Origin of the sequence: Kitasatospora sp. NPDC091276 (genome assembly GCF_040684355.1) — a bacterium.
GTDB lineage: Bacteria > Actinomycetota > Actinomycetes > Streptomycetales > Streptomycetaceae > Kitasatospora.
Map to the genome: position 1 here is coordinate 73,525 of NZ_JBFBFU010000012.1, position 12,437 is coordinate 85,961.

The window sequence follows — 12,437 nt, forward strand, 5'->3', positions numbered from 1 at the left end:
GCCCTCCCCGGGAATCGGGGAGGGCTCCATGCGTTCGCCGAGCGGACGACGGCCGGTGCGGGATCAGCAGGCCCAGTTGGTCGAGGTGCTGATGGAGTCCAGCTTGGCCCAGGTCTGCGCGCCGACCTGACCGTCCTGGGAGAGGCCGGTACAGGCCTGGAACCGCAGCACCCTGCTCAGGGTGTCCTGTCCGAACGCGCCGTCGACGTTCAGGGGGGTGGTGTTCAGTGAGGAGTTGAGCTCGCACTGCAGGGCCTTGACGGCGTCGTTGTGCTCGCCGCCGCGCAGCAGCGGCTCCCAGGTCGTGTAGGTGGTCCCGCAGTAGCTGCCGGCCTGCGCCGCGGACGCGCTGCCCGCCGTGGCGACGCCGCCCGCGAACAGGAGGCCGGTCACTGCGAGGCCGGCGAGGATCTTGCGCATGGAGGTTCCCTTCCTCATGCCGCACACCCCAGGTGTGCGGTCGGTGGGTCCGGGTGAGCCGCACTCGGACGGCTCGAATCCTGCCTAGCGGGCGGGCGTCCCAACACGGAGGAACGGCATCAGGGATGTTCCGGGAATTTCCCCGCCGCCGGACGAGGGCCTCAGAACGGCCCGCCACCTGCGGGGACGTGCTCGCCGTGGGTGGCCGGGGGGTTGCGGGCGCCGCCCCCTCGGCCGGAGCGTCCCGGCCGGGGGCGTCGGGGTGCGGCTGACCAGGGGCGGGACGAGGGGGGTGGCGGGGCGCGTACCCTTTGAGGTGACAGAGTCCGGACAGCGGCGGCAGCCGTCGCGCCGGACGGGGACAACTGACTAAGGACTGAGCGACCCTGGCACGCCGTACGCCCGACGGTCCTCCGCCCGCGCCGACGGTGCAGCGGATCCGTCTCCGCTACACCAAGCGCGGCCGGCTCCGCTTCACCAGCCACCGCGACTTCCAGCGCGCTTTCGAGCGCGCCCTGCGCCGGTCCGCCGTGCCGATGGCCTATTCGGCCGGCTTCACCCCGCACCCGAAGGTGTCCTACGCCAACGCGGCCCCGACCGGGGTGGCGAGCGAGGCGGAGTACCTGGAGATCGGCCTGGCCGCCCTCCGTGACCCGGAGGAACTGCGGGCACAACTGGACGAGTCGCTGCCGACCGGACTGGACGTGATCGACGCGGTCGAGGTCCGGACGCCGAACTTCGTGGAGCGCCTGGAGGCCTCCGAGTGGCTGCTCCGGCTGGACGGCGTCGAGCCGCAGGAGGCCGCCCGCGCGGTCGCGGTGTTCCTCGCCGCGGAGCGGGTCGAGGTCGAACGCGTGACCAAGAACGGCGTGCGGGTCTTCGACGCGCGCGGTCCGGTGGCGGCGCTCGAGATCGCCGCGCCGCAGGTCGTCGACGGTGCGGACACGGCGGCCGAAGCGGACCGCAATGTTCGGACCGGCCGTCCCTGTGCGATACTGCGGCTGGTAGTACGACACGCCACACCCGCCGTACGACCCGACGACGTATTGTCCGGTCTCCGTGTGACGGCCGACCTGGCGCCGCCGGTCCCCGCAGAGGTGACCAGGCTGGCGCAGGGGCCGCTCGACGAGGAGTCCGGCACGGTGACCGACCCGCTGGCGCTCGACCGCGCCGCGGCTCCGGCCGGCTGACAGCCGCCGGGGTTCGCGGGGCCGCGTCCGCCTGACGGGCGGAGGCCGGGCCCAGTGCCTCACTGGGCCCGACGGTCCTCCAGGTTCCCGCGGCTCCCCAGGGGAGCGAGCGTCGTCGCAGCACAGGCCGGCCACCTGAGGCCCGCCGACCAGGAAGGTCGGTGGGCCCGGGAACCCCGTCCGGGAGCCACCCGGGGTTGGGGAACGGCGCAGCTTGGGAAAACCTCAGAAGACTGGTCAGACCAGAAGACTTTCGACACCCCGCCGAGCGGCGGGGCGCCGAGCGAGACTACGAGCCCCTGTGCGGCCTCGCGTCCGCGCGGCGGCACCGTGAAAGGGTCCGGCCCGAGCATCGTCACGATGCCGGCCGGCCGCGGGTGCCGTGCCGTGCCCGGATGTGGAGCCCGGGGGCCTGACGGGAGATCCACCCGCATGCTCGATAACACCGATCCGCAGCAGAACGCGGCGACGGAACAGAACGAGACCGCCGCGCCCGGCGGCGAGGGCACCTCCGCGGCGCCGCCGCGCCGCCGTCGCCGTGCGGTGTCCCGCCCGGCGGGCACCCCGCAGGGTGCGGCCACCGAGACGGCCGAGACGGTCATCCCGGCCGAGGCGCCCGTCGCCGAGGCGCAGGCCGCACCGGCCGCCGAGCCGGTGGCCGAGAAGCCGGTCCGGGCCCGCCGGACCCGCAAGCGCGCCGAGGCTCCGGCCGGGACGCCGGAGACGACCCCGGTCGTGGCCACCGAGCCGGCCGCCGCCGAGAAGACGACCGCGAAGGCGAGCGCGAAGGCGACCGCGAAGCCGGTCGAGAACGCCGCTGAGCCGGCCGCCGAGCCGGTGGCCGAGAAGCCGGTCCGGGCCCGCCGCACCCGCAAGCGCGCCGAGGCGCCCGCCGGGACGCCGGCCGCCGCCGAGACCCCGGCCGAGGAGCCCGCTGCCGCCGCCCCGGTGGCCGAGGCCCCCGCCGCCGAGCCGGCCGCCGAGGAGGCCCCCGCCGCTCCGGCCCGCCGGGCCCGTCGCCGCCGCGTGGTCGAGGCCGCGCCGGTCGTCGAGACCCCCGTCGAGGAGCCCGCCGCCGCGGAGGAGCCCGTCGAGGAGGAGCCGGTCGAGGAGCCCGTGGCCGTCCAGCCCGCGCCGGTCGCCGAGCCGACCCACCGGGTGCGCCGCCGTGCGGTCCGCCCGTCCACCGCGATCTTCCAGGCTCCGGTGTTCCAGGAGCCCGCCGCCGGCCCGGCCCCCGCCGCGCAGCCGCAGGCGCCGCAGCAGCCCGCCGCCGCTCCGGCGCCGGTGGAGGCTCCGGTCGCCGCGCAGCGCGAGGAGGACGAGTTCGAGTACAGCGGCGTCGGCCGCCGCCGCCGGGTGCGCACTTCGGTGCGGGTGCAGCCGCCGAGCCGTTCGAAGGCCGCCGAGAGGAAGGCCGCCGAGAAGGCTGAGAAGGCCGAGAAGGCCAAGGTCATCGAGCGGGCGAAGGCCGCCGAGAAGGCGAAGCCGGTCGAGCGGGCCGTCGAGGTGCCGGTCGAGGCGCCCGTCGTCGAGGCCCCCGTCGCCGGTCCGGAGACCGAGGGCGAGTGGGAGGACGACCGTCCGTCGCGCCGTCGCCGTCGGGGCGGCCGCCGCCGTCGCCGTGGCGAGGCCGAGGAGTTCGAGGTCGAGGCCGTCGAGACCGGGCAGTCCGCCGTCGAGGAGCCGGCCGCGGACGTCGAGGAGGACGTCGAGGACGACGACGACCTGGCCGCCGGCCTGTCCTCGTCCCGCCGTCGTCGCCGTCGTCGCCGCCGCAGCGGTGAGGCCGGTGCCGTCGAGACCGCGGAGACCACCGAGGACGGGGTCCGCACGGTGGTGAAGGTGCGCGAGCCGCGCCGCCGTTCCACCGAGCCGTCCTTCGACCCGGACGAGGTGCAGTCCATCAAGGGCTCGACCCGGCTGGAGGCGAAGAAGCAGCGCCGCCGCGAGGGCCGCGAGCTGGGCCGCCGCCGGGTGCCGATCATCACCGAGGCCGAGTTCCTGGCCCGCCGCGAGTCGGTCGAGCGCGTCATGGTCGTGCGCCAGAACGGCCAGCGGACCCAGATCGGCGTCCTCGAGGACGGCGTGCTGGTCGAGCACTACGTCAACAAGGAGCAGGCCACCTCGTACGTCGGCAACGTCTACCTGGGCAAGGTCCAGAACGTGCTGCCGTCGATGGAGGCCGCCTTCGTCGACATCGGCAAGGGCCGCAACGCCGTGCTGTACGCCGGCGAGGTCAACTTCGGTGCGCTGGGCCACGGTGGCCCGCGCCGGATCGAGTCGGTGCTGAAGTCCGGCCAGTCCGTGCTGGTGCAGGTCTCCAAGGACCCGATCGGCCACAAGGGCGCCCGCCTGACCAGCCAGATCTCGCTGCCCGGCCGTTACCTGGTCTACGTGCCCGAGGGCTCGATGACCGGCATCTCGCGCAAGCTCCCCGAGAACGAGCGCGCCCGGCTGAAGCAGATCCTCAAGAAGATCGTCCCGGACGACGCGGGCGTCATCGTGCGCACCGCCGCCGAGGGCGCCTCCGAGGACGAGCTGACCCGCGACGTCCAGCGGCTGCAGCAGCAGTGGGAGGACATCCAGAAGAAGGCCGCGACCGGCAACGCCCCCGCGCTGCTGTACGGCGAGCCGGACATGACCGTCCGGGTCGTCCGCGACATCTTCAACGAGGACTTCACCAAGGTCATCGTCTCCGGCGACGAGGCGTGGAGCACCATCCACGACTACGTCTCCAACGTGGCCCCGGACCTCGCCGAGCGGCTCCAGCGGTGGACCTCCGAGGTGGACGTGTTCGCCACCTACCGGATCGACGAGCAGCTGATGAAGGCGCTGGACCGCAAGGTCTGGCTGCCCAGCGGCGGTTCGCTGGTGATCGACCGCACCGAGGCCATGGTCGTCATCGACGTCAACACCGGGAAGTTCGTCGGCCAGGGCGGCAACCTGGAGGAGACGGTCACCCGCAACAACATCGAGGCGGCCGAGGAGATCGTGCGCCAGCTGCGGCTGCGCGACCTCGGCGGCATCATCGTGATCGACTTCATCGACATGGTGCTGGAGTCCAACCGGGACCTGGTGCTGCGCCGCCTGCTGGAGTGCCTGGGCCGGGACCGGACCAAGCACCAGGTGGCCGAGGTCACCTCGCTGGGCCTGGTCCAGATGACCCGCAAGCGGGTCGGCCAGGGCCTGCTGGAGTCCTTCTCCGAGCCGTGCGTGCACTGCAACGGCCGCGGCGTGATCGTTCACATGGAGCAGCCGAGCGCCCACGTCCACACCCCGGCCGTGTCGGCCGAGGCGGCCGCGGGCAGCAGCAAGCGCCGTCGCCGGGGCAAGGGCGGGGCGGCCGCCGAGGAGCCGCAGGCCGTCGAGGCCGCGGTGGCCGAGGTGGTCGTCGAGGGCGAGCCGGTGCGCGAGGAGATCGAGGGCCAGCTGGCCCTGGAGGTCCCGGGCGTCGAGGCGGAGGCCGTCGAGGAGGCCCCGGCCGCGCAGCCGGACCTGGTCGAGATCCCCGCGGCCCCGGCGGCTCCGGCCGGCCGTACCCGCCGCCGCGCGGTCCGCAAGGCGACGGCTCCGGCCGGGGCGCCGGGCGAGGCCGAGATCGTGGTGCTCCAGGCGCGGGCCGACGCGGCGCTGGAGGCGGCCCTGGAGGCCGCCACCCCGGTCGCCCCGGCCGTGGTGACGCCCGAGGCCGTCGAGGCCGTGGAGGCCGTCGTCGAGGCTCCCGCGGAGGAGGCCCAGGCCGTCGAGACCGTGGAGGCCGTCGTCGAGGCTCCGGCGGCGGAGGCCCCGGCCACCGGGGCCGAGGCCGAGGAGCCGCCCGCGGAGGAGGCCCCGGCGCCCAAGAAGCGGGCCGCCCGCAAGACCGCCGCGAAGAAGACCGCCGCCAAGAAGACGACCACGGCGGCCAAGAAGACCACCGCCCGCAAGACCGCGACCAAGCGGACGAGCGCGGCGGCCAAGAAGGCGGCGGCCGCCGAAGGTGATACGGCGGCCGAGTAGTGCCCACGCGCCCGGGGCGGGACCCTTCCCGCCCCGGGCCGTACGGGCCGGTTTGCCCCCCGGGCGGCCGGTCCGTATTCTTGACCCTCGGCGTGTCTACGCCACACGCTCCCGAGCACATCACCTTCCCGAAGCGCCGCGTTCGCGCGGCAGCGGGCGGGGAGAGGCCCCTGTGTCCGTACCCAGGCGGCTGGCGTCGGGAGTTCCGACCGAGTAAGGAAAGCAGGTACCGCATGTACGCGATCGTTCGCGCAGGCGGCCGCCAGCACAAGGTCGCCGTCGGCGACGTGCTGGAGATCGACCGTATCGAGGCCAAGCCGGGTGACTCGGTCGAGCTCTCGACCATCCTGATCGTCGACGGCGAAGCCGTCACGTCCGACCCGTGGGTCCTGGCCGGTGTGAAGGCCCACGCCGAGGTCGTCGACCAGACCAAGGGCGACAAGATCGTCATCCTGCGCTACAAGAACAAGACCGGCTACCGCCGTCGCCAGGGTCACCGTCAGAAGCACACCGCGGTGCGCATCACCAGCATCGACTCGGTCAGCAAGTAAGGGGATAGCGAGATATGGCACACAAGAAGGGCGCAAGCTCTACCCGCAACGGCCGTGACTCGAACGCCCAGCGCCTCGGCGTGAAGCGCTTCGGCGGCCAGGTCGTCTCCGCCGGCGAGATCCTCGTGCGCCAGCGCGGCACCCACTTCCACCCGGGTGCGGGCGTCGGTCGCGGTGGCGACGACACCCTGTTCGCGCTGACCGCCGGTGCCGTGCAGTTCGGCACCCGCCGCGGCCGCAAGGTCGTCAACATCGTGGCCTCCGAGGCCTGAGTCACACCAGACTCACAGTGAAGGGTGGGCCGGAATGTTCCGGTCCACCCTTCATGCTTTACGCAGGTAGCAGCAGACTTTCGCACACTGGAGGCACACCATGACCACCTTCGTGGACCGCGTCGAACTTCACGTCGCCGCGGGTAACGGGGGCCACGGCTGCGCCTCCGTGCACCGGGAGAAGTTCAAGCCGCTCGGCGGCCCCGACGGCGGCAACGGCGGCGAGGGCGGCAGCGTCATCCTCACCGTCGACGCGCAGATCACCACCCTGCTGGAGTACCACCACTCGCCCAAGCGCAAGGCCACCAACGGCAAGCCCGGCGCGGGCGGCCACCGCACCGGCGCGGACGGCGGCGACCTCGTCCTGCTGGTGCCGGACGGCACCGTGGTGCTGGACCGCAACGGCGAGGTGCTGGCCGACCTGGTCGGGCACGGCACCAGCTTCGTCGCCGCCCAGGGCGGCCGTGGCGGCCTCGGCAACGCCGCGCTGTCCTCGGCCCGCCGCAAGGCGCCCGGCTTCGCGCTGCTCGGCGAGCCCGGCGAGGCCCGCGACATCGTGATGGAGCTCAAGTCCGTCGCCGACGTGGCCCTGGTCGGCTACCCGAGCGCGGGCAAGTCCTCGCTGATCTCGGTGCTCTCGGCGGCCAAGCCGAAGATCGCGGACTACCCGTTCACCACCCTGATCCCCAACCTCGGCGTGGTCACCGCCGGCGACACCGTCTACACCATCGCCGACGTGCCCGGCCTGATCCCCGGCGCCAGCCAGGGCCGCGGCCTGGGCCTGGAGTTCCTGCGGCACGTCGAGCGCTGCTCGGTGCTGGTGCACGTGCTGGACTGCGCCACCCTGGAGCCCGGCCGCGACCCGCTGACCGACCTGGAGACCATCGAGGCCGAGCTGGCCGAGTACGGCGGCCTGGAGGAGCGCCCGCGCCTGGTCGCGCTCAACAAGGTGGACGTGCCGGACGGCCAGGACATCGCCGACCTCACCCGGGAGTCCCTGGAGGAGCGCGGCTACCGGGTGTTCGAGGTCTCCGCCGCCTCCCGCAAGGGCCTGCGCGAGCTGAACTTCGCGCTGGCGCAGATCGTCGCCGAGGCGCGCGCCGCCAAGCCGGTCGAGGAGTCGACCCGGATCGTGCTGCGGCCCAAGGCCGTTGACGACGAGGGCTTCACCATCACCGAGGAGGACGGCGCCTACCGCATCCGCGGCACCAAGCCGGAGCGCTGGGTCCGCCAGACCGACTTCTCCAACGACGAGGCCGTCGGCTACCTCGCCGACCGGCTGGCCCGCCTCGGCGTCGAGGACAAGCTGTGGAAGGTCGGGGCGCACGAGGGCGACACCGTCATCATCGGCCCGGACGAGAACGCCGTCGTCTTCGACTGGGAGCCGACCATGGCCGCCGGCGCCGAGATGCTCGGCCGCCGCGGTGAGGACCACCGCCTGGAGAGCCCGCGCCCGGCGGTCGACCGCCGCCGCGAGAAGCAGAAGGGCCGGGACGCGGCCGAGGCCGAGTTCCTCGCCTTCGAAGCGCTCTCCAGCACCCGCCCGGCCGCCATCGACGAGGGCGACGACGAGGAGTGACCCGGCCGGCGGGACGCGTCCCGAGCCGGCCTGGGCGAACGGCCCCCACCACCCTCCGGGGCGGTGGGGGCCGTTCGCGTGTCCGGCCCCCGTTCGGAACCGACGGGGCGTCACTTTCGTCGGGCCCGCGGTCGGGGACCGTACCGGCCCCGGCCCGCCGGCCGTCCGGACCGGCGGTCCGGCCGTCGCGGCGCCGTGTCCGGGGCGGGTCCGGACGGTGAAACACCCTGCGGGCGACCTGCGCGGATCGCGTAGATTTCGGGGGTGACGGCCGGGCCCGGCCCGCCGCACCCGCACCACACCGGAAGGGCGTACAGCGAGATGAGCGAGGACTCACTGCGCGAGGAGGTGCTGACCGCCCGGCGGATCGTCGTCAAGGTCGGCTCCTCCTCCCTCACCACGGCGGCCGGCGGCCTGGACGCCGACCGGGTCGACGCCCTGGTCGACGCGCTCGCCAAGGTGCGCAGCCGCCCGGACGCGCCCGAGGTCGTCCTCGTCTCCTCCGGCGCCATCGCGGCCGGCCTGGCCCCGCTCGGCCTGGACAAGCGGCCCAAGGACCTGGCCCGCCAGCAGGCCGCCGCCAGCGTCGGCCAGGGCCTGCTGGTCGCCCGCTACACCGCCTCCTTCGCCCGGTACGGCATCCGGGTCGGCCAGGTGCTGCTCACCGCCGAGGACGCCAGCCGGCGCGCCCACTACCGCAACGCCTACCGCACCCTCGACCAGCTGCTGGCGATGGGCGCGATGCCGATCGTCAACGAGAACGACACCGTCGCCACCGCCGAAATCAAGTTCGGGGACAACGACCGGTTGGCCGCGCTGGTCGCCCACCTGGTCCGGGCCGACCTGCTCGTGCTGCTCTCCGACGTGGACGGCCTCTACGACGGCGACCCGGCCCGGCCCGGCACCAGCCGGATCGACCAGGTGAGCGGCCCGCACGACCTCGACGGCGTCGAGATCGGCAGCGCGGGCAAGGCCGGCGTCGGCACCGGCGGCATGGTCACCAAGGTCGAGGCGGCCCGGATCGCCACCGGCGCGGGCATCCCGGTGGTGCTCACCGCCGCCAGCCAGGCCGCCGACGCGCTGGCCGGACGGCGCACCGGCACCCTGTTCCTGCGCACCGGCAGCCGCACCTCCGACCGGATGCTCTGGCTGGCCCACGCGAGCAGCCCGCGCGGCGCCCTGCACCTCGACGCGGGCGCCGTCACGGCCGTCGTCTCCGGCGGCGCCTCGCTGCTGCCCGCCGGGGTCACCAAGGTGGACGGGGAGTTCACGGCGGGTGATCCGGTGGACCTTCTTGCCGAAAACGGCCACATCGTGGCTCGCGGACTGGTCAACTTTGATGCGAGGGAGTTGCCCCGCCTGCTCGGCCGGTCCACCCGCGACCTGGCCCAGGAGTTCGGCGCCGCGTACGAGCGTGAGGTCGTCCACCGCGACGACCTGGTCGTTCTGCGCGGCTGACCGGCCGGTGCGCCGGTACCGGCCGATCGGCAGAGCGCGGTGGGCGGGCCGCTCCGCACGGGGAGTGGCCCGGCCGCGGGCGAGGAGCGGTGCAGCCGTACCGGTCGGCCGCGGGCCGGCGGGTCCGGTGCGGGGGACGACACGACATCGCCGAACAGGAGGCCGCCGGTGGAACGCAGAAGCGAGGCAACGCTGACCGCAGGGACGGCGGGCCGGCGGCTGACCAGCATCGACGGCGGACGCGGGGACGGACCCGCCGAGCCGGCCGGTCCGCCGCCGCAGGGGCCCGGCGGGATGCGCAGGCCGCGGTCGCAGCACGCGGACCCGGGGGAGCCGCCCACCGTGCCCGAGCAGGCCCGGCTCTGGCACGTGGTGCTGAGCGTGTCCGGGCAGGTCACCCCGCTGTCCTCGCTGCGGGCCTCGCTGGAGCGGCTGGCGCACGACCACTCGTTCTTCCTCACCGCCCGCTACGCCGCCGACCACGCCGAGATCCGGTACTGGGAGCAGGCCCGGGACCTGCACGACGCGGCGGCGATAGCGCTGCGGCTGTGGGGCGAGCACAAGGTCACCGCGAACCTGCCGCCGTGGGAGATCGTCGGCCTGGAGGTGGTCGACCGGGCGACGTACCACAAGCGGGTGGCGGAGGGCTTCGGCGATCCGCCGCCGCACCTGGGCGGGGTGCACCCGTACTGAGGGGGACGCCCCCCCGGCGCGGCCCCCGGGATGAGGCCCGGAGAGGGGTGAGCCACAGGGGAGAACCGTCCCGCCAGGCCGTCTCACCGGGCGAAATGGCCGCTCGGCGGGCCCTGCGCAGTCGCTACCCTTGGCGCATGAGCAGCGACCTCGCCACCGCCGACAGCCCCGTCCTCGCCGTAGCGCGCCGAGCCCGGGAGGCCGCCGCCGCGCTCGCCCCGCTGCCGCGCAGGGCGAAGGACGCCGCGCTGCTGGCGATCGCGGACGCCCTGGTGGCCCGCAGCGCCGAGATCACCGCCGCCAACGCCGAGGACGTGGCCCGCGCCCGCGCGGCCGGCACCGCCGAGTCGGTGATCGACCGGCTGAGTCTCGACCACGAGCGGATCGCCGCGATCGCCTCCGACGTGCGCGACGTCGTCGGCCTGCCCGACCCGGTCGGCGAGGTGCTGCGCGGCTACACCCTGCCCAACGGCCTGGACGTGCGCCAGGTGCGGGTGCCGCTCGGCGTGGTCGGCATCATCTACGAGGCCCGGCCGAACGTCACGGTGGACGCCGCCGCGCTCTGCCTCAAGTCCGGCAACGCCGTGCTGCTGCGCGGCTCGGCCTCCGCCTACCGCTCCAACACCGCGCTGGTCGCCGTCCTGCGGGACGCGGTCGCCGCGGCCGGGCTGCCCGCCGACGCCGTCCAGCTCGTCCCGGGCGAGAGCCGGGACTCCGTCCAGGAGCTGATGCGGGCCCGCGGCCTGGTCGACGTGCTGATCCCGCGCGGCGGGGCCTCGCTGATCCGCACGGTGGTCGAGGGCTCGACCGTGCCCGTGATCGAGACCGGCACCGGCAACTGCCACGTCTACGTGGACGCGCAGACCGACCTGGCGATGGCCGTCGGCATCCTGCTGAACTCCAAGGCGCAGCGGGTCAGCGTCTGCAACGCGGCCGAGACGCTGCTCGTCCACCAGGACGTCGCGGACGCCTTCCTGCCGCTCGCGCTGGCCGCCCTCGCCGAGGCCGGGGTGACCGTGCACGGCGACGACGCGGTGCTCAAGGCCGCCGAGGGCGGCGCCGCCACCGTGGTGCCCGCCACCGACGAGGACTGGGGCGCCGAGTACCTGTCCTACGACCTGGCCGCGGCCGTGGTGCCCTCGCTGGACGCCGCCGTCGAGCACATCCGCCGCTGGTCCTCCGGCCACACCGAGGCGATCGTCACCACCTCGCAGGCCGCCGCCCGGCGCTTCACCCGGCTGGTCGACTCGACCACGGTGGCCGTCAACGCCTCCACCCGCTTCACCGACGGCGCCGAGTTCGGCTTCGGCGCGGAGATCGGCATCTCCACCCAGAAGCTGCACGCCCGCGGCCCGATGGGCCTGCCCGAGCTGACCAGCACCAAGTACATCGTCACTGGTGACGGGCACGTGCGCGGCGAGGCGACGCAGACCGTGGGCGGGGACGCGGACGTGCGCTGAGCGCGGCCCGTCCCGGCCCGCGCGGCGGGCCGGCCGGGCCCCGGGGCGGTCCGCGGCGGCCCGCGTCACACGTGTGACGGACCAACTGCGATGAGCCACAGACAAATCGGCCGCCCGGTAATACGCTGAAGCCGTGGCTGACGATGTGGGGGGCTCGCCGTACCCCGACGGCGCCGACCACGGTGGTGCGGACGACGAGTTCGCCACCGTGGTCTTCGATGAGGCCTTCGTCCGGTCCGCCGCCGTGCACGAGCCGACGGCCAAGGAGCGGCAGCTCGCCGCCGCCGAGGCCCGGTTCGAGCCGGACACCGCGGGCCCGGTCTGGGGCTATGACGTCACCGCCGGGGACGGGCTGCCGCTGGAGCTGCGCCCGCACCCGAGCGGACTCGACGACGACCACCTGTACCCCGATCCCTGGTCGGGCCCCGGCCGGGCGACCGGCCGCCCGGGCCGCCGCCGGCGCGGCTACGACCCGGCGCGCGGGCGCGGGCGGTACGTGGCCCAGCAGCGCTGGCACCGGCCGGTGGCCTGGGTGCTCGCCGTGATCATGGGCGTGAGCCTGGTGGCCGTCGCGGTCGCGGCGATCTACCAGGGCGTGGGCGGCTCCTCCGGCGCGCCCCGGCGCCCGGAGTCCGGCAGCAGCAGCCCCGGGACCGACCCGAGGCCCGCGCCCGCCGAGCCGTCGCTCGTGGTCACGGCACCTGCGGGGTGACGTCGTAGGGCGTGGCGCAGGGGTGGTGCGCGCCGGGGCGGGCGGTTGCGGGGCGTTCCCGGGAATCTGCGGTCGCACCCTCGTGGAGGGGCGACGGCGC

General features: G+C 74.6%; 10 protein-coding genes. 9 read left to right on the forward strand and 1 reads right to left on the reverse strand.

Annotation, left to right across the window (positions count from 1 at the left end; all coding sequences use genetic code 11):
* Positions 1–63 precede the first annotated feature (63 nt).
* Positions 64–438, reverse strand: coding sequence for a peptidoglycan-binding domain-containing protein (locus AB0O19_RS16990; protein WP_363586418.1), 375 nt, complete (start codon positions 436–438; stop codon positions 64–66).
* Between the two features lie 410 nt (positions 439–848).
* Here AB0O19_RS16990 and AB0O19_RS16995 point away from each other — a divergent pair, with 410 nt between their 5' ends.
* From AB0O19_RS16995 to AB0O19_RS17035, 9 genes are all read left to right on the forward strand, one after another.
* Positions 849–1,610: a TIGR03936 family radical SAM-associated protein gene (locus tag AB0O19_RS16995; protein WP_363620240.1), complete on the forward strand. Its 762-nt coding sequence runs from the start codon at positions 849–851 to the stop codon at positions 1,608–1,610.
* 432 nt (positions 1,611–2,042) lie between these two features.
* On the forward strand, positions 2,043–5,612 hold the full coding sequence (locus tag AB0O19_RS17000) for an Rne/Rng family ribonuclease (RefSeq protein ID WP_363620242.1): 3,570 nt from the start codon (positions 2,043–2,045) through the stop codon (positions 5,610–5,612).
* A 233-nt stretch (positions 5,613–5,845) separates the two neighbouring features.
* Positions 5,846–6,163, forward strand: coding sequence for a 50S ribosomal protein L21 (gene rplU, locus AB0O19_RS17005; protein ID WP_280677087.1), 318 nt, complete (start codon positions 5,846–5,848; stop codon positions 6,161–6,163).
* Positions 6,164–6,177: 14 nt separating this feature from the next.
* Entirely contained in the window at positions 6,178–6,435 is a 258-nt protein-coding gene (gene rpmA / locus AB0O19_RS17010) for a 50S ribosomal protein L27 (RefSeq protein ID WP_360211510.1), read from the forward strand.
* Between the two features lie 100 nt (positions 6,436–6,535).
* Complete coding sequence (gene obgE, locus AB0O19_RS17015; RefSeq protein ID WP_363586415.1) at positions 6,536–8,014, forward strand: GTPase ObgE; 1,479 nt, start codon at positions 6,536–6,538, stop codon at positions 8,012–8,014.
* A gap of 321 nt (positions 8,015–8,335) precedes the next feature.
* On the forward strand, positions 8,336–9,472 hold the full coding sequence (gene proB / locus AB0O19_RS17020) for a glutamate 5-kinase (RefSeq protein ID WP_363586414.1): 1,137 nt from the start codon (positions 8,336–8,338) through the stop codon (positions 9,470–9,472).
* Between the two features lie 294 nt (positions 9,473–9,766).
* Positions 9,767–10,165 (forward strand): hypothetical protein, encoded by a 399-nt coding sequence (locus AB0O19_RS17025; protein ID WP_363586437.1) that lies wholly within the window; start codon positions 9,767–9,769, stop codon positions 10,163–10,165.
* Between the two features lie 137 nt (positions 10,166–10,302).
* The gene (locus AB0O19_RS17030) at positions 10,303–11,625 is read left to right on the forward strand and encodes a glutamate-5-semialdehyde dehydrogenase (RefSeq protein WP_363586413.1); all 1,323 of its coding nucleotides are present in this window, start codon (positions 10,303–10,305) and stop codon (positions 11,623–11,625) included.
* Positions 11,626–11,758: 133 nt separating this feature from the next.
* Positions 11,759–12,337, forward strand: coding sequence for a hypothetical protein (locus AB0O19_RS17035; protein ID WP_350878246.1), 579 nt, complete (start codon positions 11,759–11,761; stop codon positions 12,335–12,337).
* Positions 12,338–12,437 lie beyond the last annotated feature (100 nt).